19 protein-coding genes are annotated in these 22,723 nt (G+C 45.9%); 13 read left to right on the top strand and 6 right to left on the bottom strand.

Annotation, left to right across the window (positions count from 1 at the left end):
- Positions 1-270: 270 nt before the first annotated feature.
- The gene (ppc, locus tag ACED53_RS19215; RefSeq protein WP_017099989.1) at positions 271-2,907 is read left to right on the top strand and encodes a phosphoenolpyruvate carboxylase; all 2,637 of its coding nucleotides are present in this window, start codon (positions 271-273) and stop codon (positions 2,905-2,907) included.
- Positions 2,908-3,254: 347 nt separating this feature from the next.
- On the top strand, positions 3,255-3,794 hold the full coding sequence (locus tag ACED53_RS19210) for a PadR family transcriptional regulator (protein WP_009848889.1): 540 nt from the start codon (positions 3,255-3,257) through the stop codon (positions 3,792-3,794).
- Positions 3,795-3,966: 172 nt separating this feature from the next.
- Here ACED53_RS19210 and metF read toward each other — a convergent pair whose 3' ends face one another.
- The 3 genes from metF to ACED53_RS19195 all read right to left on the bottom strand — a co-directional run bounded on the left by metF (position 3,967) and on the right by ACED53_RS19195 (position 8,801).
- The gene (gene metF, locus ACED53_RS19205; protein ID WP_009848888.1) at positions 3,967-4,866 is read right to left on the bottom strand and encodes a methylenetetrahydrofolate reductase; all 900 of its coding nucleotides are present in this window, start codon (positions 4,864-4,866) and stop codon (positions 3,967-3,969) included.
- Between the two features lie 339 nt (positions 4,867-5,205).
- On the bottom strand, positions 5,206-7,617 hold the full coding sequence (locus ACED53_RS19200; RefSeq protein WP_017099988.1) for a bifunctional aspartate kinase/homoserine dehydrogenase II: 2,412 nt from the start codon (positions 7,615-7,617) through the stop codon (positions 5,206-5,208).
- A 2-nt stretch (positions 7,618-7,619) separates the two neighbouring features.
- On the bottom strand, positions 7,620-8,801 hold the full coding sequence (locus ACED53_RS19195; protein WP_029225379.1) for an O-succinylhomoserine (thiol)-lyase: 1,182 nt from the start codon (positions 8,799-8,801) through the stop codon (positions 7,620-7,622).
- Between the two features lie 208 nt (positions 8,802-9,009).
- On the opposite strand from ACED53_RS19195, the gene metJ reads away from it, so the two are divergent.
- Positions 9,010-9,330: a met regulon transcriptional regulator MetJ gene (gene metJ / locus ACED53_RS19190; protein WP_004415993.1), complete on the top strand. Its 321-nt coding sequence runs from the start codon at positions 9,010-9,012 to the stop codon at positions 9,328-9,330.
- 166 nt (positions 9,331-9,496) lie between these two features.
- Here the strand turns inward: metJ and ACED53_RS19185 are convergent, their stop codons facing one another.
- Both ACED53_RS19185 and rpmE read right to left on the bottom strand, forming a co-directional pair.
- Positions 9,497-10,786, bottom strand: a complete 1,290-nt coding sequence (locus ACED53_RS19185; RefSeq protein WP_017101497.1) for a malic enzyme-like NAD(P)-binding protein — start codon at positions 10,784-10,786, stop codon at positions 9,497-9,499.
- Between the two features lie 331 nt (positions 10,787-11,117).
- Positions 11,118-11,336 (bottom strand): 50S ribosomal protein L31, encoded by a 219-nt coding sequence (gene rpmE / locus ACED53_RS19180; protein WP_009848884.1) that lies wholly within the window; start codon positions 11,334-11,336, stop codon positions 11,118-11,120.
- A 330-nt stretch (positions 11,337-11,666) separates the two neighbouring features.
- Between rpmE and priA the strand changes: the two genes are divergently transcribed.
- The 7 genes from priA to rraA all read left to right on the top strand — a co-directional run bounded on the left by priA (position 11,667) and on the right by rraA (position 19,632).
- Positions 11,667-13,868, top strand: a complete 2,202-nt coding sequence (gene priA, locus ACED53_RS19175; RefSeq protein WP_017101498.1) for a primosomal protein N' — start codon at positions 11,667-11,669, stop codon at positions 13,866-13,868.
- 240 nt (positions 13,869-14,108) lie between these two features.
- Positions 14,109-15,113, top strand: a complete 1,005-nt coding sequence (gene cytR, locus ACED53_RS19170) for a DNA-binding transcriptional regulator CytR (RefSeq protein WP_009848882.1) — start codon at positions 14,109-14,111, stop codon at positions 15,111-15,113.
- A 122-nt stretch (positions 15,114-15,235) separates the two neighbouring features.
- Positions 15,236-15,775 carry an SPOR domain-containing protein gene (locus ACED53_RS19165; RefSeq protein WP_009848881.1) on the top strand — a complete coding sequence of 180 codons (540 nt, stop codon included), beginning with the start codon at positions 15,236-15,238 and terminating at the stop codon, positions 15,773-15,775.
- Between the two features lie 244 nt (positions 15,776-16,019).
- Positions 16,020-16,568, top strand: coding sequence for an ATP-dependent protease subunit HslV (gene hslV, locus ACED53_RS19160; RefSeq protein ID WP_004729692.1), 549 nt, complete (start codon positions 16,020-16,022; stop codon positions 16,566-16,568).
- Between the two features lie 58 nt (positions 16,569-16,626).
- The gene (gene hslU / locus ACED53_RS19155; RefSeq protein ID WP_009848880.1) at positions 16,627-17,967 is read left to right on the top strand and encodes an HslU--HslV peptidase ATPase subunit; all 1,341 of its coding nucleotides are present in this window, start codon (positions 16,627-16,629) and stop codon (positions 17,965-17,967) included.
- Positions 17,968-18,122: 155 nt separating this feature from the next.
- Complete coding sequence (locus ACED53_RS19150) at positions 18,123-19,040, top strand: 1,4-dihydroxy-2-naphthoate polyprenyltransferase (RefSeq protein WP_017101499.1); 918 nt, start codon at positions 18,123-18,125, stop codon at positions 19,038-19,040.
- Between the two features lie 73 nt (positions 19,041-19,113).
- Positions 19,114-19,632 carry a ribonuclease E activity regulator RraA gene (gene rraA / locus ACED53_RS19145; RefSeq protein WP_017101500.1) on the top strand — a complete coding sequence of 173 codons (519 nt, stop codon included), beginning with the start codon at positions 19,114-19,116 and terminating at the stop codon, positions 19,630-19,632.
- Between the two features lie 109 nt (positions 19,633-19,741).
- On the opposite strand, the gene zapB is transcribed toward rraA, so the two are convergent.
- On the bottom strand, positions 19,742-19,984 hold the full coding sequence (gene zapB, locus ACED53_RS19140; protein ID WP_009848877.1) for a cell division protein ZapB: 243 nt from the start codon (positions 19,982-19,984) through the stop codon (positions 19,742-19,744).
- A gap of 325 nt (positions 19,985-20,309) precedes the next feature.
- Here zapB and glpX point away from each other — a divergent pair, with 325 nt between their 5' ends.
- The 3 genes from glpX to ACED53_RS19125 all read left to right on the top strand — a co-directional run bounded on the left by glpX (position 20,310) and on the right by ACED53_RS19125 (position 22,628).
- On the top strand, positions 20,310-21,317 hold the full coding sequence (gene glpX / locus ACED53_RS19135) for a class II fructose-bisphosphatase (RefSeq protein ID WP_017101501.1): 1,008 nt from the start codon (positions 20,310-20,312) through the stop codon (positions 21,315-21,317).
- Between the two features lie 200 nt (positions 21,318-21,517).
- A complete protein-coding gene (locus ACED53_RS19130; protein WP_017101502.1) occupies positions 21,518-22,144 on the top strand; it encodes a metalloregulator ArsR/SmtB family transcription factor in 627 nt (208 codons plus the stop codon).
- A gap of 136 nt (positions 22,145-22,280) precedes the next feature.
- Complete coding sequence (locus ACED53_RS19125; protein WP_012604966.1) at positions 22,281-22,628, top strand: DUF3135 domain-containing protein; 348 nt, start codon at positions 22,281-22,283, stop codon at positions 22,626-22,628.
- Positions 22,629-22,723 lie beyond the last annotated feature (95 nt).

Raw genomic sequence — 22,723 nt, 5'->3', positions numbered from 1 at the left:
AACCATCTGTAGGATCGTTCAACTGATCAGGAAAATGCTTAAATGATCAGTGTTAACCCGAAAAGGTGGCTTTTATTCTGTTATCCCTGACACAGCCCGATCTTGTAATTAAATTTCACTTTTTCCCTAAGTTTTGAAAAATTTACTTCTCCCGCATTTTTAAACCTAATAATTGCAAACTTAGAATGCTTTATTTGACTAGATACAGCACTTTTCGCTAGATTGTGTACTTAACAAGGAACAATGGATGTAATTTTTTTACGAGGCAGGATGACAATGAACGAGAAATACGCCGCTCTCAAGAGTAACGTAAGCATGCTGGGACGCTTGCTAGGTAACACAATCCAAGATGCACATGGTGACGTTATCTTAGAGAAAGTGGAGACTATCCGTAAACTTTCCAAATCCGCCCGCGCAGGCAACAAAGCTGACCGTGACAGCCTAGTTGAAGAAATCAAAAACCTGCCGAACGAACAACTCACTCCTGTTGCTCGTGCATTTAACCAATTTCTCAACCTCACCAACATGGCAGAGCAATACCATACTATCTCTCGCCACTGTGAGGAGCATGTTTGTGAACCAGATGTGCTGCAATCTCTATTTTCCAAATTAAATCAGAATGACATCAGCAAGCTAGACGCGGCTCAAGCCGTTCGCGACCTGAACATTGAACTCGTTCTGACTGCACACCCAACAGAAATCACTCGTCGCACCATGATCAACAAACTGGTTAAGATCAACGAGTGTCTGTCTAAATTAGAATTAAGCGACCTATCACACAAAGAGCGTGCCAAGACAGAACGCCGCCTAGAGCAACTTATTGCTCAAGGTTGGCACTCTGATGTAATTCGTCAGCAGCGCCCAACGCCACTTGATGAAGCTAAGTGGGGCTTTGCGGTTGTCGAAAACTCACTTTGGGAAGCTGTGCCTGATTTCCTACGTGAAATGGATGGTCGATTAAAAGGTTACCTTGGTGAAGGCCTGCCAATTGATGCGCGCCCTGTTCATTTCTCATCTTGGATGGGTGGTGACCGCGATGGTAACCCATTCGTAACGCACACCATCACTAAAGAAGTACTGCGTCTGTCTCGCTGGAAAGCCGCTGATCTATACCTAGGTGACGTGAACGAGTTGATTACCGAACTGTCGATGACCAAGTGTAATGATGCCGTTCGTGAATTGGCTGGCGATGAGCACGAAGCTTACCGTGCAATCCTGAAGAGCCTACGTACTCTGCTCAACAACACGCTAGAAGTGCTTGATGCAAAACTGCATGACGCAGAAGTACCGAAGAAAGAAACTCTCCAGAACATAGACCAACTTTGGACACCACTTTACGCATGTTACCAATCACTGCACGAATGTGGCATGGGCGTAATCGCGGACGGTTCTCTACTTGATACGCTACGCCGCCTAAAAGCATTCGGCGTGCATTTGGTTCGTCTCGATGTTCGTCAAGAAAGTACTCGTCACTCAGATGTGCTATCTGAATTGACTCGCTACCTAGGCATTGGTGATTACGACCAATGGAGCGAGCAAGATAAGGTTGCTTTCTTAACCAATGAATTAAGCTCAAAGCGCCCACTGTTACCACGCGACTGGGAGCCATCTGAGCAGGTCAAAGAGGTTTTAGACACCTGTAAGGTCGTTGCTGCTCAACCTCGAGAAGCCTTTGGTGCTTACGTGATCTCTATGGCTCGTACTGCCTCGGATGTATTGGCTGTACATTTGCTTCTACAAGAATGTGGTTGCCCGTACCGCATGGACGTATGTCCATTGTTCGAAACGCTAGACGACTTGAACAACTCAGAAGCCGTAATGAAACAGCTAATGAGCATCGATTTATACCGTGGCTTTATCCAGAACCACCAAATGGTGATGATCGGATATTCTGACTCAGCTAAAGATGCCGGTGTAATGTCTGCAGGTTGGGCTCAGTATGATGCAATGGACAAGCTGGTTAAGGTTTGTGAAGAAGAAGGCATTGAGCTGACTCTATTCCACGGTCGTGGCGGTACGGTTGGTCGTGGTGGTGCGCCAGCGCACGCAGCTCTTCTTTCTCAGCCACCTAAAAGCTTGAAAGGCGGCTTACGTGTAACTGAACAAGGCGAAATGATCCGCTTTAAACTTGGCTTGCCAGATGTTGCAGTTAATAGCTTCAACCTATACGCAAGTGCGATTCTAGAAGCGAACCTTCTGCCACCACCAGAGCCAAAACAAGAATGGCGCGACCTAATGGAAGTGCTGTCTGAAGTATCTTGCGAAGCTTACCGCAACGTCGTTCGTGGTGAAGAGAAGTTTGTTCCTTACTTCCGCCAAGCGACGCCAGAGCTAGAGTTAGGCAAGTTACCTCTTGGTTCTCGTCCTGCGAAACGTAACCCGAACGGCGGCGTAGAAAGCCTACGTGCGATCCCATGGATCTTCTCGTGGAGCCAAAACCGTTTGGTACTTCCTGCATGGTTAGGCGCTGGTGAAGCGATTCAATACTCTGTCGATCAAGGCCATCAAGCGCTACTTGAAGAGATGTGTCGTGAATGGCCATTCTTCTCGACTCGTCTAGGTATGTTGGAAATGGTGTACTCGAAGTGCAACATGGAAATCGCTAAGTACTACGACCAGCGACTTGTTGACGAAGAGCTATTACCTCTGGGTGAGTTACTGCGTGAACAGCTGCAAAAAGACATCAAAGCGGTGCTGAATGTAGAAAATAACGAGAACTTGATGCAAAGCGACCCTTGGGGACTTGAGTCAATTCGTCTACGTAACATCTATGTTGAGCCACTAAACATGCTTCAAGCGGAACTGCTTTACCGTACTCGTAAGTGTGAAACACCACCAGCAGAGCTAGAAGAAGCGCTAATGGTGACGATTGCAGGTATTGCAGCAGGTATGCGAAACACTGGTTAATTAGTGATTTCATCTACAAAATAAACAAAAGGTCGCCATTGGCGGCCTTTTTATTTCACCAAATGACCACTAATGAGTATTTTGTCAGTTTTTTGGGTTATTTTGTCCATGTATTCTACTTTATGCTTATTATTTAGATATACTACTGCTCCGCTGCAGAAACACTCCAAAATAATAATCTGCGGCACTCGACCAATAAACTGGTCAACCTAGGTGATAAACGGCTTTGTAAGGTGACATAACCAACGATTAAGTTGGTGCTACTTGAACATAACCAATATAACGTGCCATAGAAGCACACTTGTTGTTCAAGTATTTGTTTACTGTTTACCATTTGGATTTCAGACATGTCATTACCACACGTAATTTTAACCGTTTTAAGTACACGCGATGCTACTGGTTACGATATCACAAAAGAATTCTCCGCAAGCATTGGTTACTTCTGGAAAGCTAGCCACCAACAAGTTTACCGCGAGCTAAATAAAATGGCTCAGAACGACCAGGTAACTTGCGTACTTGAGCCTCAAGAAGGCAAACCTGATCGTAAAGTTTACTCTATCACCGATGCTGGCCGTGGCGCGCTAGGTGAATGGTTTGAACAACCAACTGCACACCCAACCGTTCGTGACGAGTTCTCAGCTAAGTTAATCGCTTGTGCTGTACAACCTTCTGATGCGTACCGTGTACAGCTTGCTGAACTAGTAGAAGAGTCTCGCAAGCTGGTTTCTCACTACAAAGAAATCGAAGCGGCTTACTACGCAACGCCATCTACACTAGACAAGCAAGCACGCCTAGAGCGTCTAACGCTTCGTCGTAACCTACTGATCCGTGAAGCATGGATTGTATGGGCTGACGAAGTACTGCTTGAACTTGGCGCTCTTGCTTAAGTTAAGCTAGAAACTAGAAACTAGAAACTAGAAACTAGAAACTAGAAACTAGAAACTAGAAAAGTAAAAGGCTTGAACTCTTAGAGTCCAAGCCTTTTTTGTATCTATAGGATTTGAAATGTTACTACCAGAAGCTTTTACAAGCGCTTGGGCTTTACTTCCTAGACTTTACTTAAAGCGCAGCGACTTGTGGACGAACACCTAATGTGTGGCAAAGTGCATAAGTCATTTCTGCACGGTTTAGCGTGTAAAAGTGGAAATCTTTCACACCTTCACGGCTTAGCGTACGAACCATATCGATCGCTTGGCTAGCACCGACTAACTGACGAGTTGTTGGATCATCATCCAAGCCTTCGAACTGCTTCGCCATCCAACCTGGTACTTTTACGTTATTCATCGCAGCAAAACGAGACGCTTGCTTGAAGTTAGAAACCGGCAAGATACCCGGTACAATCTCTACGTCAACGCCAGCCGCCACACAACGGTCACGAAAACGTAAGTAGCTTTCGACATCGAAGAAGAACTGAGTGATTGCACGGTTTGCACCCGCATCCACTTTACGCTTTAGGTTAATAAGATCAGATTGAGCGCTTTTTGCTTCAGGGTGAACCTCAGGGAATGCCGCTACTGATATATCAAAGTCGTGACGAGATTTAAGCAGCTCGACTAAATCAGACGCATACATATCTGGCGCACCACCGCCTGCTGGAATATCACCGCGCAACGCAACAATACTTTCAATGCCATTTGCCCAGTAATCGTCGGCAATTTGAATCAGCTCTTCGCGGCTAGCATCAATACACGTTAAGTGTGGTGCAGCAACTAAGCCTGTTTGGTTCTTAATTTCTTTAATGATTGAGTGGGTACGATCACGCTCACCCGAGTTTGCACCATAGGTTACTGATACAAATTTAGGTTGAAGTGTTTTAAGACGGTGAACAGAATTCCACAGGGTCTCTTCCATCTTCTCACTGCTTGGTGGGAAAAATTCAAATGACACATTGATGTTGTCAGAAAGCTCTGCAATATTCTGATTTAAAGCGTCGATATGACTTGCGTGTGTGTATCCCATCTTACTCTCCCTGTGGCAAAAGCAACCACTAAATAATCTCAAATCCCTAGCGACGTTTAGACGTCTATATGTCTCCAGAATGAATTGAATACGATTTAATGTCAACAGATCCATTATGAATTTTTTTCAAGTAGATAGTGAGAAAAGCTCAAGCCGATAGGTGGGTCGCAAAGAAGAAATAATGTAGAAAAAAGGCTGAAAACACATCGTGCTTTCAGCCTTATTTATCTTAGTGGATAGTATGCTATTTACGCATTTAAACAATTAATCTGAGTATTAAAGCAATTGATCTGACTATTAAGCCAATCGCTCTAAGTACTAAACCAACCGCTCTAAGTATTAAAACAGGCTAGACATTCTGTTTAAATCAGACTGAATTGCACCAGCTGTCACTTCACGGCCAGCACCTGGGCCACGAATAACCAATGGATTATCTTTGTACCATTTGCTCTCGATCGCAAAGATGTTGTCGCAAGGCAGTAAGTTCGCCAGAGCGTGTTCTTTAGATAACGCTTCAACGCCTACCGTTGCCTTACCATTCTTCTCTAAACGCGCTACGTAACGAAGGACCTTCTGTTGAGACTGCGCTTTCTCTAAACGCTCGGCCAACTCTTCACTCAGTACAGAAGCTTTATCAAAGAAGTCATCCACTGACAGATCTTGTAATTCTTCAGGTACCAATGATTCTACTTTGACGTTTTCAGGCTCAATATCTAAACCCGATTCACGCGCCAGAATCACTAGCTTACGCATCACGTCTGAGCCATCGAGGTCAGCGCGAGGATCCGGTTCCGTCAGGCCTTGCTGCCACGCTAAGTCAACCAACTCGCTGAATGACACCGTGCCATCAAACTGTTGGAATAACCAAGATAGAGTGCCCGAGAAGATACCTGACAGAGCAATAATATCGTCACCGCTTTCGCGCAGGTCACGTACCGTGTGGTTAATCGGTAAGCCAGCGCCGACTGTCGCGTTGTACAACCAGTGACGGCTGATCTTAGCGAAAGCATCCTGTACTTGATGGTAATACTCACTTGATGCAGAACCTGCCACCTTGTTAGCCGAGATCAGGTGAATACCTTGTTGTGCAATTTGCAGGTACTTTGCTGCAAGCACAGGGCTTGCAGTGACATCTAACACAACCGCTTCATCGTAGCCCTGAATAGAACCCAAACGCTCTAGCCAGTCGTTGCCGTTACTGGCAATCGCTTCATCATCAAAACGCTTGCTCACAGAAGTCGCATCAATGCCTTGATCATCGAACCAATAAGTTTGGCTATCAACCACCGCAACCAATTCAAAGTTCATTCCACGACGCTTTTCAAGTTCAGCCTTTTGTTCAGCAAACAAGCTTAACCAACTTGAACCAATGTTGCCCTTACCACACAAGGCAATCGCAACACGCTTTTGCGCTTGGAACAGTTGAGAGTGAATGCCTTTCACTAGGCTTGATGTTTCACTCTTACGAATCACAGCCACCAAGCTTAAGCCAGAGTTCGCTTCTGAGATAAACTCAACCGGCGAGCTCTTAAGCTGCTGGTAGAAACCGTAGCAATGGTTCGGGTTCTTAGTCACACCAGCACCCACTGCTGCAATTAGAGAGAAACCTTCTTTGAGCTTAATTTCCGCTTCAATCGCGTGATCTTGTAGATATTCTAAAGCGCCACCAGCGATCTCTTCTGTATAAGCAAGGCGCAAACAGTGCTGATCGGGTTCAAGCTCATAAGCAAGCGGCTCAAGTTGAGCGCGCTTAAGCCCTTCCAGTACTTCACTTTCTAAACGGTCAAAATCATGACCGTGACCAAAAGTCAGCTGCACGATCAGAACTTCATCCAGAGAGGTAATGATTTTTGCGCCACGACCCGATGCCAGTACACGCTCTATCTGTGTAGAGCCCGCCTCTGGCTGGTAGCTGCAGCGCAAGCTGAGATCCATAGCACTTTGAGCCACAGGCTGTAGCGTTCGGCTATGGAGCACTGGAGCCGCCAGACGAGCGAGTTCACTCGCTTCATCAAGGCGAAGCAGAGGCAGTAAACACGCATCCGAAACCAAACGAGGGTCAGCGCTGTATACGCCCGCCACGTCACTCCAAATCGTCACACGTTCAACTTCAGCCAAGGCGCCAATCACAGTTGCTGAGTAATCCGAGCCGTTACGACCTAGCAGTACCGTTTCGCCTTCGCAGTTCTGAGCCATAAAGCCCGTAATCACCACTCGGCAATGCGTATGCTGAGCCAAAACTTCTTTAATCAGAGGATAAGAACGCGCGCGATCCACTTCGGGTTGAGCCCCCGCTTCTGCACGTAAAAAGGCACGCGCATCTTGAGCAACTGCTTGTAAGTCATGTTGGCACAACAGAGCAGCTAACAAACGTGAAGACCAAACCTCACCGTGTCCTAACACCTGTGCTTTTTGCGATTCGCTTAGAGGAGCAGTTAGCTCACCTAAAGCAGTAAATTCTTGTTGAATAGTGGCCGTTAGCTGAGCCGCAGACTCACCTTCAAGCAGCGCTTCAATCAGCTCAAGCTGGAACTGACGAAGGGTTTGTAGACATTCATGCGCAATACGACCATCTTTGTCGAGCGCTTCAACAAACTCAATCAAGCGGTTAGTTGTTTTACCCGCAGCCGATACCACGACCAAGTCAGTAGCTGACGAGTATTCTCTAAGAATATTGACCACGCGTTGGTAACACTCAGGGTTCGCTAAACTGCTGCCACCAAATTTATGTAGCTGGCGAAAGGTTGTCATTATTAAACCTCCCCTTCTGCGATAAAGCCTTGTGTTTTTTCAAACGCTTGCTTGAGATCATCAATCAAGTCTTCTGCATCTTCAAGGCCAACAGAAAGGCGCAGTAATTGTTGAGAAACACCCGCTTCTGCTAAGGCTTCTTCGCCCATAGCACGGTGAGTCATCGACGCTGGGTGACAAATCAGGCTTTCAACACCGCCCAATGATTCAGCCAAAGAAAATAGCTCTAATTTATCCACAAAATATTTAAGTGCTTCAAAAGATCCCGAAAATTCAAAGCTCAGCATAGAACCAAAGCCCAACTGCTGTTTCTTCGCAATATCATGACCTGGATGTTCAGGGAGACTTGGGTGATAAATAGTGCCAACGAGATCTTGCTGCTGCAGAGACGCCAGAATTTCACGTGAGCTTTCTTCGTGAACTCGCATACGCGCACCTAGCGTACGAATACCACGTAAAGTCATGTAGCTATCAAATGGTGTACCGGTCGCACCAATACAGTTGCCCCACCAGGCTAGCTCTTCAGCGTGCTCTTCTGTCTTAGTGACCACAACGCCACCAATCACATCTGAGTGTCCATTGATGTACTTAGTGGTTGAGTGGATAACAAAATCCGCACCCAGCTCTAAAGGCTTTTGGAATACAGGTGTCAAAAACGTGTTGTCGACAGCAACCAGAGCACCAACCTCTTTCGCTTTGCGGCAAGTTTCTGCAATATCAACCACACGAACCAGTGGATTCGATGGGGTTTCGATTAAGATCAACTTTGGCTTAAGCGCGATCGCCGCATCTAGCGCAGCTTGATCCGATTGATCAACGAACAGAACTTTGAAGTCACCTTTTAGCGAGCGAGTGTTAAACAGACGGTAAGTACCGCCGTAGCAGTCATGCGGTGCAATAATAAGATCATCGCCACCTAAGAAAGCAGAAACCCATAAGTTAAGCGCCGAAGTACCACAGTTAGTGACCACCGCGCCTTTGCCCGATTCAAGCTCAAACAGTGCCGTTTCTAGTAAACCGCGGTTTGGGTTACCAGAACGGGTGTAATCGTACTTTGGCACTTCACCAAAAGCGGGAAACCCATAGTTAGTCGAAAGATAAATAGGTGGGACAACGGCATGGTGTTGCGTGTCTGACTCGATACCAGTACGTACTGCGATGGTTGCTGGCTTCCGGCTGCTCATAGGTGCTTCCTTACAAGTTTTGCGTCTGAGAATCACAGCTGCTTGTCGGCATTTTGCGGCTGTGTTAGATATATGTTATTCACTTTACTTTCATAAACGTGAGACGTCAACACTTCTAGACGTCTATATGTCTTTGCTTATGGCAGTAAATCCCGCTAAAATCACCACTATTAATTTATTCTAACAACTAAAGTGATGAAGGTACGCAATGGCCGACTGGAATGGTGAATACATAAGCCCATATGCTGAGCATGGAAAGAAAAGCGAACAAGTAAAGAAAATTACAGTTTCTATCCCTCTAAAAGTGTTAAAGGTTCTTACTGACGAGCGTACTCGCCGCCAGATTAATAACCTACGCCATGCAACAAACAGTGAGCTACTGTGCGAAGCCTTTCTACATGCGTACACAGGCCAACCACTACCAACGGATGAAGACCTTCGTAAAGACCGCCCAGACGATATTCCTGCTGAAGTGAAAAAGCTGATGACAGAGATGGGTATCGAGTTCGAAGCGTTTGACGAAGAATAAAAACAACTCAGTCACTGCCTTCATTATTGATTCGCTCTAGCTGAACCTTATTTATCACATCGCGCATAGCTTTTTATGATTGCGCTGTGAATGATAGACATAAAAAAACCGACTCCAGATGAGTCGGTTTTTTATTATTCTTTTTGGCTCAATAGAGCAACAGCTATTAAGCCATATAGTTAGCAGGCATCTCGATACGAGCTACGCCAGATTCAACAGCCGCTTCCGCAACTGCTCGTGCTACGCGAGGAAGTAGACGTGGGTCCATTGGCTTAGGAATGATGTAACCCTTACCGAACTCCAGTGCAGTCTCGCCCGCAGCTGCTAGTACTTCAGCTGGAACTTCTTCTTTCGCCAGTTCACGAATCGCTTTAACCGCCGCCAGCTTCATTTCATCATTGATTTCGCTTGCACGCACGTCTAGTGCACCACGGAAAATGAATGGGAAACAAAGTACGTTATTTACTTGGTTAGGGTAATCGCTGCGGCCTGTACCCATGATTAGGTCAGAACGAACTTCGTGTGCAAGCTCAGGCTTGATCTCTGGATCTGGGTTTGAACATGCAAACACAACTGGCTTATCAGCCATCAGCGTGAGTGCTTCAGCAGGCAGTAGATTCGGACCCGATACACCCAAGAACAGGTCAGCGCCTTCGATAACATCTTCAAGCGTGCGCTTGTCCGTGTTATTTGCGAACAGCTCTTTATATTCATTCAAGTCATCACGACGAGTGTGGATCACACCTTTACGGTCAAGCATGTAGATCTTCTCACGCTGAGCGCCACACTTAATCAGTAGCTCCATACAAGCAACCGCTGCTGCGCCAGCACCTAAACAAACGATCTTACACTCTTCCAGTTTCTTACCTTGAAGCTCGATCGCGTTAAGCATACCCGCTGCCGTTACAATCGCAGTACCGTGTTGATCATCATGGAAAACAGGTACATCACAACGCTCAATCAGGCGACGCTCGATTTCAAAACAGTCTGGTGCTTTGATGTCTTCTAGGTTAATACCACCAAATGTATCTGCAATATTCGCAACCGTATCAACGAACTCATCGATTGTGCGGTGTTTTACTTCAATATCGATAGAATCTAAACCAGCAAAACGCTTAAACAGTAGCGCTTTACCTTCCATAACTGGTTTAGAAGCAATAGGACCAAGATTACCTAAGCCAAGAATTGCAGTACCGTTAGAGATAACTGCAACCATGTTGCCTTTACCTGTGTACTTATAAACATTATCGACATTCTGTGCGATCTCGCGAACAGGCTCAGCTACGCCAGGGCTGTATGCCAGTGCTAGGTCTTCTGCAGAGTTTGCAGGCTTCGTCAGTTCTACGGCAATTTTGCCTGGAATTGGGAACTCATGATAATCAAGAGCTTGCTGACGGAATTGTTCTTGAGGCGATAATTCTTGAGGGGATTGATCTTGGCGGCTGTCTTCAGACATAGGTGTAGGTTCCTAGGATATTATTATTTGGGGGATCTTGTTCATGTTAATGGATGTACTTCAAAGTTCCTAGGTGGTTGAAGCATCTGTATCATTAAAAAACGAGATTTCACTACTAATAAGACCAGTGGGCAGTTGAAATTACTGTCGCCTGCTCAACTTTAGAGCGAATTTCGAGGAAGGAGTGTTGGGGTAAGCGATGAAATAAAATTTACGCCAGTAACCTACCACTTTAAATGAGCTAATAATGAAATACGATTCAGTATTTTTTCAAATTTCAGGCAACAAAAAAGGACACCGAAGTGTCCTTTTTATGTCTAAATAGCGAGAATTACTTCTTGCTAGAAAGAGCACCGAAACGCTTGTTGAAGCGATCAACACGGCCGCCCGTATCTACGATACGTTGCTTACCAGTGTAGAACGGGTGACATTTGTCACATACGTCTAGGTGGATTGATTCTTTTGCTAGCGTTGAGTTGAACTCAAATGTGTTGCCGCAAGAACAAGTTGCAGAAACTGCTTTGTATTCTGGGTGGATACCAACTTTCATGGGAAAACCTCAATTAGGCCGCGTCGCCATCCGATTCTAAGCCGGACACCACACGTAGTTAAAAAATAAATAAAGACACCGCTGTATCACTAAACCGCGATAAAGCCATACCTTTAAGGCGCAGTATAGTAATGAATCTGTGAGGTAGGATCAACTGATTTGATACATTTTTCACCAACACTGTCCTTAAACCTTCCATTAAGCGTTATTTTCTGGCTCCAGTAGCATTCAAGCCTCAAGTAAGCTCTGTCATCTAAACTGCTCCTCGAATTTAACGCCCTTATCCATTAGACTGTTCGCTCTCGTCAACTCAGATAAAGCCGTCCCTTTATGCGTCCAATGATTGCCCGTGTGGCACTGCCGGTTCCACTCGACAAGCAGTTCGATTACAAGATTCCTAGCCACCTATTTCCGATTATTGGCGGTCGAGTCTCTGTGCCTTTTGGACGACAAACCTTAACAGGCATTGTTACGGCTCTGGTTAACGAATCTGAATTCGAGTTAGACAAACTCAAGCCCATTAAAGCCTTACTAGACAACCAACCCGTTTGGCCGGAATCGGTCTACTCACTCTTGGTATGGTGCAGCCAGTTCTATCAGTATCCACTAGGTGAAACCTTGGCCAACGCACTACCAAGCGCCTTACGAAAGGGCAAAGCGGCCGATTTCGCGACGCTTGTTGAATGGCAACTGACCCCATCAGGTAGAGATCAACTGATGCAAGGCTTTGGTCGTGCCGTCAAACAAGCCAAAGTAATGCACATGCTTGAGCACGGCCCTGTTCCCCATCAAGAATTCATTGATGAAGAAGTGGGCAGCGCGGTACTTAAGACGTTGGAAGAGAAAGGCTGGGTTGAATCGGTAGAGAAAAAGCCGAAGCGCCAGCCGTGGCCAGTTGAGCTCGAAAACGATCAAGATAAGCCAAAACTCAATGAAGAACAGGCTATAGCAATAGCGACAGTAAATAGTCAAACCGACTTTGGTTGCTTCTTGCTAGAGGGTGTAACTGGCTCAGGTAAGACCGAAGTCTACCTGAATATGATCAAGCCGATTCTCGACCAAGGTAAACAAGCGTTAGTGTTAGTGCCCGAGATCGGTCTAACCCCTCAAACGATTAACCGCTTTAAGCGACGCTTTAATGTTCCAGTTGAGGTTATCCATTCTGGTTTAAACGATTCTGAGCGACTGAATGCTTGGTTATCGGCGCGTGATAAAATAGCGGGCATTGTGATCGGTACTCGTTCAGCTCTGTTCACACCGTTCGCGGATCTGGGCATTATCATTGTCGATGAAGAGCACGACGCCTCTTATAAGCAGCAAGATAGCCTGCGCTACCACGCTCGTGATGTTGCCATCATGCGTGCCCATAAAGCGCAGATTCCGGTTGTGTTAGGCTCGGCGACTCCGGCCTTTGAAACGCTGCACAACGCTCAGATCGGTAAATACAGTTACCTCACCCTGACCTCTCGTGCAGGTGTCGCGCTGCCGACCACCAATAAAGTGTTGGACGTTAAAGGTGAATATCTAGAAAGTGGCTTGTCTGCGTCGTTGATTGCTGAAATGCAAAGACACCTCAAAGCAGGCAACCAAGTGATGTTGTTCCTCAATCGTCGTGGGTTTTCTCCCGCATTAATGTGTCACGATTGTGGTTGGACAGCGGAATGTAAGCGTTGTGATGCCTACTACACCTATCATCAATACAGCAATGAGATGCGCTGCCACCACTGTGGCTCGCAGCAGCATATCGTGCATCATTGCCAAGGTTGTGGTTCAGCGAATTTAGTAACAGTGGGTGTGGGTACAGAGCAACTTGAAACCCAACTTGGTCAGCTATTCCCTGAATACAAAACCATCCGTATTGACCGAGACAGCACTCGCCGCAAAGGCAGTTTAGAAAGCGCGTTAGAATCGATTCGTAAAGGTGAATACCAAATTCTGATTGGTACACAGATGCTTGCTAAAGGGCACCACTTCCCAGATGTCACACTTGTGGCGTTGCTGGACGTTGATGCTTCTTTATATAGCAGTGACTTCCGCGCCTCTGAGCGATTGGCCCAATTGTTTACTCAAGTCGCCGGTCGAGCAGGACGAGCCAGTAAGCCGGGGGAAGTTATCTTACAAACTCACCATCCAGAACACGGCTTATTACAGGCATTACTGCACAAAAACTACAACCACTTTGCTCAGACTGCATTGGCAGAGCGTAAACAAGCGATGTTGCCACCTTATACCTTCATGACTTTGTTTAGAGCGGAAGCCAATGACACTCGCTTAGTGGAAGAGTTTTTGCGTCAAGTGCGCCACACATTGGAATCGCATCCGTTATTTGACCAATATTGCATGGTGCTAGGACCAACCCCTGCACCACTAGCCAAACGAGCAGGTAAATCGCGCTGGCAGCTTATTTTACAAACACAGACTCGCTCGTTGATGCAAAAGCTATTAATGAGCGCCAAGCCAGCAATCAATATGTTACCCGCTGCGAAAAAAGTCCGTTGGTCACTCGATATTGAGCCGCAAGATCTGAGCTAAACCCACTTGGGTTAAAACTAATGATAAGTTTGTTCACAAATATTTCATATTTCTCGTGAGCAACTTCACACTAGTCATGTGATTTTTGTTAATCTAGCCGTAACTTTACATGGGTGAAACGAATAAAATATTGCAATAAAAAAAGTGTTAGCAACACTTTCACAATATCTATTCGATTATATTTATTATTCATGCCTTAGATACTTAGGCAGCAAAGGAATTAAAAAGAGGGTTTAATTTATGGCGACAATGAAGGATGTTGCCCAGCTAGCAGGCGTTTCAACAGCTACGGTATCACGTGCATTGATGAACCCTGAAAAAGTCTCGGTTTCTACTCGTAAGCGAGTTGAGACAGCAGTACTTGAAGCTGGATACTCACCCAATACATTAGCTAGAAACTTACGTCGCAACGAATCAAAAACCATCATCACTATTGTTCCTGATATCTGTGACCCGTATTTCGCAGAGATCATTCGTGGTATCGAAGATGCCGCAGTAGAAAATGACTACCTCGTTTTACTGGGTGATAGCGGCCAACAGAAGAAGCGTGAGTCTTCATTTGTTAACTTAGTATTCACCAAACAAGCTGACGGCATGCTACTACTTGGCACCGACCACCCGTTTGATGTCAGTAAGCCTGAACAAAAAAATTTACCGCCGATGGTGATGGCGTGTGAGTTTGCCCCAGAGCTTGAACTCCCTACCGTACACATCGATAACCTGACCTCAGCATTTGAAGCGGTGAACTACCTAGCTCAGTTAGGCCATAAACGTATCGCTCAAATCTCAGGGCCCATATCGGCAACGCTGTGTAAATTCCGCCAACAAGGTTACCAACAAGCGCTACGTCGTGCAGGAGTATCAATGAATCCTGCCTACAGCACTGTCGGTGACTTTACCTTTGAAGCGGGCGCTCAAGCTGTTCGTCAATTACTCGCTCTTCCTGAACAACCTACAGCGATCTTCTGTCATAACGATGCGATGGCCATCGGCGCGATTCAAGAAGCGAAAAAATTAGGCTTACGCGTTCCTCAAGACCTATCGATTGTCGGCTTTGATGACATCCAATTCGCTCAATACTGCGATCCACCGCTAACCACTATTTCTCAGCCTCGTTATGAGATTGGACGCCAAGCAATGTTGATGATGCTCGACGTACTTAAAGGCAACGATGTACAAGCGGGGTCGCGTCTGCTTGAAGCCAAATTAGTCGTTCGAGGTAGTACAGCGCCGCCTCGAATCTAATCTGAAGAAATATCCTTATAATTCTGCGGCACATTTTGATGTGCCGCTTCCATTTCTGCACTGTTATCCTCGCTCAATCTGGATTACCATGAGAGCAGAATCAGCAACTATTGAATTGTCTTGTGGCTAATAGAGATTATGTAAAGCGCGGTCGTGGCACAAAAAAACCGACCAAGAAACAAGCCCCTCGCCGTAAACCATGGCGTAGTGGTCTTTTGGCGATCCTCCTTGCCGGTGGTTTTGGTTACGGCCTTTACCTATTGAGTAATGATCCTGAGCCGCCAGCACCGACTCCAGTGGTAACCAAACCAAAGCCTAAGCCGAAACCAGCAAAAGTAATTCCGCCACCTCCAGAGGAGAAGTGGGATTACGTTGAAACCTTGCCAAGTCGTGAGATTGAAGTAAAAGCCAAAGAGCAACAGATCTCGAAGATCCCTTACATAATGCAATGTGGCGCGTACAAAACCTCAAGCCAAGCTGAAGCACGTAAGTTGGATATTGCTTTCCAAGGTATCTCGAGTTCAATCCGTAAAAAGGATGGAAGTAGCTGGTACCGTGTGGTTCTAGGGCCATATAAATTGAAGCGTGATGCAGAGCGAGATCGCCATAAACTACAGCGAGCGAAAATCGAACCTTGTGCTATTTGGAAAGACACCGAGTAGTTATAGATTTAGCCGCAGAAGCAGAAGCAGAAGCAGAAGCAGAAGCAGAAGCAGAAGCAGAAAAACCAAACACCGAAAGCCTCCCATTGTGGAGGTTTTCTTTTATCTACACCCTTTAGCCAAATTTCCTTACAACTTCCGCCGATAAGTTGCGCGACATCACTCGACCTTCCTTGAATTATCCGAGCACCATCCTCATATACTTTTTATACCCAAAGATAAGAAATATTAAGAGGCCCTACTCGTGACTACCATTGTATCTGTACGTCGTAATAATAAAGTCGTCATCGCGGGTGATGGACAAGTATCTCTAGGCAACACCGTAATGAAGGGCAATGCCCGTAAAGTACGTCGCCTATACAACAACAAAGTACTGGCCGGTTTTGCTGGCGGTACGGCAGATGCTTTCACGCTATTCGAAAAATTTGAAAGCAAGCTGCAAATGCACCAAGGCCACCTAACCAAAGCTGCCGTTGAGCTGGCGAAGGATTGGCGTAGCGACCGTGCTCTACGTAAATTAGAAGCACTGCTAGCAGTAGCGGATGAAACTGCTTCATTGATCATCACAGGTAACGGTGACGTCGTTCAACCAGAAAACGACCTGATTGCGATCGGTTCGGGCGGTAACTTCGCTCAAGCAGCAGCCACTGCACTATTAGAAAATACAGATTTAGATGCGCGTGAAATCGCAGAAAAGTCGCTGAACATTGCGGGCGATATCTGTGTATTCACCAACCATCACCACACTATTGAAGAACTAGAAAGCACCGTTGAACTGCCAAAGCCAGAGTAACGACCGCTTCCATCAATAACGTTGTATTCAACAGTGATTAAAGAATTAAGGAAAAACCATGTCTGAGATGACTCCTCGCGAAATTGTTCACGAACTCAATCGCCACATTATCGGCCAAGACAACGCTAAGCGCTCAGTGGCTATCGCCCTTCGTAACCGCTGGCGTCGTATGCAGCTTGAAGAAAGTCTGCGTGTTGAAGTATCACCAAAAAACATCCTGATGATCGGCCCAACCGGTGTCGGTAAAACTGAAATTGCTCGCCGTCTAGCTAAACTCGCTAATGCGCCTTTCATCAAGGTAGAAGCGACTAAGTTCACTGAAGTGGGCTACGTAGGTAAAGAAGTTGAAACCATCATCCGTGATCTAACGGACGTTGCGATTAAGATGACACATCAACAAGCGATGGAAAAAGTACAATACCGCGCTGAAGAACAAGCTGAAGAACGTATTCTTGATGCCCTTCTACCACCAGCGCGTGATGCTTGGGGTCAGAACGAGCAATCAACTGAAGACACAACCTCTTCAAACACTCGCCAGATTTTCCGCAAGAAACTGCGTGAAGGTAAGCTAGACGACAAAGAGATTGAAGTTGATGTAGCGGCGCCACAAATGGGTGTTGAAATCATGTCACCTCCAGGCATGGAAGAGATGACTAACCAGCTACAAGGCATGTTCCAAAATCTCGCTGGCGACACCAAGAAAAAGCGTAAGATGAAAATCAAAGACGCATTCAAAGCACTAACAGAAGAAGAAGCTGCGAAGCTTGTGAACCAGGAAGAGCTAAAAGAGAGCGCGATCTTCAACGCTGAAAACAACGGCATCGTATTCATCGATGAGATCGACAAAATCTGTAAGCGTGGCGACAGCTCTGGCCCAGACGTATCTCGTGAAGGTGTTCAACGTGACCTGCTCCCTCTTATCGAAGGCAGCACAGTATCAACTAAGCACGGTATGGTTAAAACTGACCACATCTTGTTTATCACTTCAGGTGCATTCCAAGTGGCTAAGCCATCAGACCTGATCCCTGAATTGCAAGGTCGCCTGCCAATCCGTGTTGAACTTGAAGCACTATCAGCACATGATTTCAAACGTATTCTTACTGAGCCAAAGGCATCACTGACAGAGCAGTACATTGCCCTGATGAAAACAGAAGATGTCGGCATTGAGTTCACTGAAGATGGCATCAACCAAATTGCTGATGCAGCATGGCGTGTGAACGAAACCACAGAAAACATCGGTGCGCGTCGTCTGCACACAGTCATGGAACGCCTAATGGATGAGATTTCATTCGACGCAACAGACCGAGCAGGCAGCAAATTGGTGATTGATGAAGCTTACGTAATATCTAAGCTTGGCGAGCTCGTAGAAGACGAAGACCTAAGCCGCTTCATCCTGTAGCACACCAAACTCCAACTTATTGCTCTATCTCAAAGAAATAGCAGCTAATAAGCGAATTCAAGGCCCACTTTCGAGTGGGCTTTTTATTACCCGAAAAATGGGCGTATACTCAAATCACAGTATGAAACGAAGACTTACAAAGAATTAGACCTACGATGAAACAATCTCTACTGATTTGGCTTGATGCCGCACGCCCAAAAACTCTGCCTCTCGCACTTGTCTCTATTCTTACAGGAAGTAGTTTAGCGTTCGCTGGCGGTCATTTTTCTTTATCAATCGCACTATTGGCTTTTTTAACCGCCACTCTATTACAGATTCTGTCGAACTTAGCCAATGACTATGGCGACGCGGTAAAAGGCACAGACAACGAAAACCGTCTAGGGCCAACACGTGCAATGCAATCTGGCGCGGTGACCGCGAAAACCATGAAGCAAGCGATCATCCTCAACATCGTATTTACCATGCTCGCTGGGCTGATTCTTATCTTTCATGCCTTAACCTCGATTGAGAGTATCTTATCTTTCATTGCGTTGGGCGTATTAGCCATTGTTGCAGCCATCGCTTACACCGTCGGCAATAAACCTTATGGTTATATTGGCCTTGGCGACTTATCGGTATTTATCTTCTTCGGTTTGTTAGGCGTTTCAGGGACTTATTTCTTACACACTGGCCATGTTGAACCAAGCCTATTCCTTCCGGCATTGGGCTGCGGCTTGATGGCGGTTGCGGTACTCAATATCAACAACATGCGTGATATCGAAAACGACAGCGAATGTGGCAAACGCACCATGGCGGTTCGCCTAGGGCAGCGCAAAGCCAAACACTATCATTTTGCACTGCTTGGGCTCGCCCTTGCCTCTTTCGCTATCTACCTACTGATTCAAGAAAAACCGGTCTGGATCAGCCTGCCGTTTTTACTAAGCATTGTTATTGTTTACAAACATGGCAAGGCCGTTTGGGAAACCGAAAAACCAGCGCAGATTGCACCAATGATGCCAGTGATAGTGAAATGCTCACTGGTCACTAACCTATTGTTTGCAGGGGTTGTCGTAGCTCAAACTCTATTGAGTTAAATGAGACTAATCATTGCAAAGGGATCAAGCACCGATATACTCAAAGTAAGCTCATTGTTCAAAAGGTATACTAATGGAATACAACACTTCAGCACTGTGCGACATATATTTGGATCAAGTTGATGTCGTGGAGCCAATGTTCAGCAACTTCGGTGGACGTGCATCCTTCGCAGGACAGATCACGACATTAAAGTGTTTTGAAGACAATGCTTTAATTCGCTCCGTATTAGAACAAGATGGTTTGGGGCGTGTGTTGTTAATCGATGGTGGCGGCTCACTACGTAAAGCGCTGATCGATGCTGAGATTGCCCTACTTGCTGAAGACAATGAGTGGGAAGGTATTGTGGTTTACGGCTGCGTACGCGAAGTCGATGAGTTAGAAGACATGAATCTTGGTATTCAGGCTTTAGCCTCTATTCCTGTGGGTGCAAGCCAAGAAGGTGTCGGCGAATTGGATGTACCTGTGAACTTTGGCAGCGTGACCTTCTTACCGGAAGATTACCTCTATGCAGACAACACTGGCATTATTCTTTCGGCAGAGCCTTTGGATATAGAACTCGATCTGGATGTTGAAGAAGAAGAGGCCGAGTAACTCACTCAGCTTCAAATAATAAAACAAGCCAAAGAACACAAAGCATAAGAATACAAACGAAAACGCCCGCTACTGAGTAGCGGGCGTTTTTTTAAATCTGAAGAGTCGATTACTCTACGTCATCCATTTTACCAAGAAGGTTACGGATGCGATCTTGCCATGCTGAATGCTCTTCCTGCATTTGCTGAGTTTTTTGCTCTAGCTCGTGACGGCTTGCTTTAAGCTCACCAGCTTCTGTTGCTAGTGCTTGTTTCTCTTCTTTAAGCTCTTCCACTTCCATTTGAAGAAGTGCAATTGTATCTACTGCTGTTTGAATTTTTGCTTCTAGCTGCTCTAGTACTTCAAAAGACATTCTGGCCTACCTTTAAGTTATCCGTTTGATGGTGAAGGTTCACTCCACTTATTTCCCCATTCTACTCAGCAGAGCAAGGATAAACACTCAATATATTCGATATTTTGCGCCATTCGATGAAAAAAACAGCGCTTTTTACCGAATATTGACGTGAGTGATTACCGCCACAAGGGCAAACCGATTATTTTGATGAATAATAACTGTTTTCCACTGCGAATTGATCGAGAGCAATCCCCAAAAAACAAAAAAGCAAACGTTCCCTTTGGGATATGGTAAAATTCGCCGCGAAATTTCTATTCCCGCCTTTGATAATTTTGGAGTCCGCATGAAACGCGATTTAGCAATGTCATTCTCTCGTGTCACAGAAGGTGCAGCACTAGCTGGTTACAAGTGGCTTGGTCGTGGCGATAAAAACGCTGCAGATGGCGCTGCTGTAGAAGTAATGCGTAGCCTACTAAACAAAACCGAAATTAGCGGTGAGATTGTTATCGGCGAAGGTGAAATCGATGATGCACCTATGCTATATATCGGTGAAAACGTCGGTGTGGGCGGCGATGCTGTCGATATTGCCGTAGACCCAATTGAAGGGACACGCATGACAGCTATGGGTCAATCAAATGCATTGGCGGTATTGGCTGCAGGCGAAAAAGGCAGCTTCCTTAAAGCGCCTGACATGTACATGGAAAAATTGGTTGTTGGCCCTGGCGCTAAAGGCGTGATTGACCTAGAGCTGCCACTAACAGAAAACCTAGAAAACATTGCGAAAGCACTAGGTAAAACACTCGATACACTAGTAGTAACCACTCTTGCTAAACCACGTCATGATCAAGTGATTGCCGACATGCAGGCGATGGGCGTTCGTGTATTCGCAGTGCCAGATGGTGATGTTGCTGCTTCTATCCTAACGTGTATGCCAGACAGCGAAGTAGACGTAATGTACTGCATCGGCGGCGCGCCTGAAGGTGTCGTTTCTGCTGCTGTTATTCGCGCACTCGACGGCGACATGCACGCACGTCTGCTTCCTCGTCATGAAGTAAAAGGCGATACAGAAGAGAACCGCAAGCACGGTGGGCTTGAACTAGAGCGTTGTGCAGAAATGGGCGTAACGGCAGGCATCGTCTTGAAAATGGAAGACATGGCACGCAGCGATAATGTTGTGTTCTCGGCAACAGGTATTACTAAGGGTGATCTTCTAGAGGGCATCACTCGCACAGGCAATATCGCAACCACAGAAACTCTGCTTATCCGTGGCCGCTGTCGTACGATTCGCCGCATCAAATCTATCCACTACCTAGAGCGTAAAGACCCAGAAGTAATCGGTCACATCCTGTAGACCTAAACTAGCTCTAACAGAAACGTTCCAAGGCTGATACCAAGTATCAGCCTTTTGTTTTATTAGTGCACCAAAATCTCACCATTTGCTGTCGCTAGAGTAAAACGCTGTCTATATAGTAAATCCCCATCAATATAGTAAATGGTTTGCTTTATAAACACCTTGCCTCATAATAGTAAGGTTGATGAGGTAGGGATAGTATGAAAACAAGCGACAAAATCTTACAGACCATTAAGCGTCAAGGCGCGGTAACCGCGAAACAACTGTCAGAAGAGTTTGGCATGACGACAATGGGTGCAAGGCAACATCTGCAAAGCCTGGAAGATGACGGTATTCTTGCGTTTCATGATGTGAAAGTAAAAGTGGGTCGCCCGACTCGCCACTGGTCCCTGACTCAACAAGGCCATAGCCAGTTTTCAGACCGACACGGTGAACTCACTATTCAAGTAATTGATGCCGTAGAAAATCTATTCGGTAAAGAGGGGTTGGCTAAGGTTGCTGCCGAGCGAGAACAACACACTCTGAAGCAGTATCAATCTGCACTGTCTGGCTGTGATTCGCTCATGAGTAAGCTTGAAAAACTCACACAGCTTCGTGAAGACGAAGGCTACATGGCTGAACTTCAAGAGCATGATGAGCACTACATCTTAATTGAGAACCACTGCCCCATCTGCAAAGCAGCAACTCGTTGCCCTAGCCTATGCCAATCTGAGCTCAATGTTTTCACTGAACTGCTCAAAAATGAGTGTCATGTAAGCCGCACTGAACACATTATTTCCGGCGAGAGACGCTGTACTTACACCTTAACGCCCACGCTTTTATCGTAATACCAAGCGCTAAGGGCTAGTCCCAACCCACCGATTCCGTCTCAATATTGAGAAAATGAGAATAGATTAAAATTTGTACAAATTTATTTCTTAAGCTTAAAGCATATGAAACACGCTTAATGCTAAGGAAGGAATCATGGCACAGCCACAGCCAAATCAAAAACTGCCCCCCTTTGATGAACTGGTCCAACTCGCCAAAAGCGATCCGAAAGCATTCAATCAATTCAAACATGAGATGTGCGAACAGATGATTTGTTCGGCCTCAGAAACTATGCAAGACAGGCTACGCGCTCAGCAAAGTCACATCGATTTGGTGGTCGGTCGCTGTAAAAATCCACATCATGTTAATGTCGTGCTCATGCAGGAGCTTCGTTGTCAGGTCTGTAAATTCCAAGATGCACTCGAAGGTCGCTGTAGTTTTGAAGAACCTAAACCTGAAAATGTCGTGCCTTTCAGGCCGAATACAGAACCCAAAATGTACTAAAAGTAGAAAAGTATTAAAAAGAAAAAGGGAGCACAAGGCTCTAATGCCGATCAGTTAAAGCCAAAGTGATCGGTTGAAGGATCCTTCCGAGCTGT

It is taken from the genome of Vibrio sp. 1F169 (assembly GCF_041439605.1).
Taxonomy (GTDB): domain Bacteria; phylum Pseudomonadota; class Gammaproteobacteria; order Enterobacterales; family Vibrionaceae; genus Vibrio; species Vibrio tasmaniensis_A.
Note: the sequence above shows the minus strand (reverse complement) of the source record. Positions and strands in the feature narration are given on the sequence as shown.

Coding starts and splice junctions, on each gene's coding strand:
- ppc (WP_017099989.1), top strand. CDS start 271: ATGACAATGAACGAGAAATACGCCGCTCTCAAGAGTAACGTAAGCATG.
- ACED53_RS19210 (WP_009848889.1), top strand. CDS start 3,255: ATGTCATTACCACACGTAATTTTAACCGTTTTAAGTACACGCGATGCT.
- metF (WP_009848888.1), bottom strand. CDS start 4,866: ATGGGATACACACACGCAAGTCATATCGACGCTTTAAATCAGAATATT.
- ACED53_RS19200 (WP_017099988.1), bottom strand. CDS start 7,617: ATGACAACCTTTCGCCAGCTACATAAATTTGGTGGCAGCAGTTTAGCG.
- ACED53_RS19195 (WP_029225379.1), bottom strand. CDS start 8,801: ATGAGCAGCCGGAAGCCAGCAACCATCGCAGTACGTACTGGTATCGAG.
- metJ (WP_004415993.1), top strand. CDS start 9,010: ATGGCCGACTGGAATGGTGAATACATAAGCCCATATGCTGAGCATGGA.
- ACED53_RS19185 (WP_017101497.1), bottom strand. CDS start 10,786: ATGTCTGAAGACAGCCGCCAAGATCAATCCCCTCAAGAATTATCGCCT.
- rpmE (WP_009848884.1), bottom strand. CDS start 11,336: ATGAAAGTTGGTATCCACCCAGAATACAAAGCAGTTTCTGCAACTTGT.
- priA (WP_017101498.1), top strand. CDS start 11,667: ATGCGTCCAATGATTGCCCGTGTGGCACTGCCGGTTCCACTCGACAAG.
- cytR (WP_009848882.1), top strand. CDS start 14,109: ATGGCGACAATGAAGGATGTTGCCCAGCTAGCAGGCGTTTCAACAGCT.
- hslU (WP_009848880.1), top strand. CDS start 16,627: ATGTCTGAGATGACTCCTCGCGAAATTGTTCACGAACTCAATCGCCAC.
- ACED53_RS19150 (WP_017101499.1), top strand. CDS start 18,123: ATGAAACAATCTCTACTGATTTGGCTTGATGCCGCACGCCCAAAAACT.
- rraA (WP_017101500.1), top strand. CDS start 19,114: ATGGAATACAACACTTCAGCACTGTGCGACATATATTTGGATCAAGTT.
- zapB (WP_009848877.1), bottom strand. CDS start 19,984: ATGTCTTTTGAAGTACTAGAGCAGCTAGAAGCAAAAATTCAAACAGCA.
- glpX (WP_017101501.1), top strand. CDS start 20,310: ATGAAACGCGATTTAGCAATGTCATTCTCTCGTGTCACAGAAGGTGCA.
- ACED53_RS19130 (WP_017101502.1), top strand. CDS start 21,518: ATGAAAACAAGCGACAAAATCTTACAGACCATTAAGCGTCAAGGCGCG.
- ACED53_RS19125 (WP_012604966.1), top strand. CDS start 22,281: ATGGCACAGCCACAGCCAAATCAAAAACTGCCCCCCTTTGATGAACTG.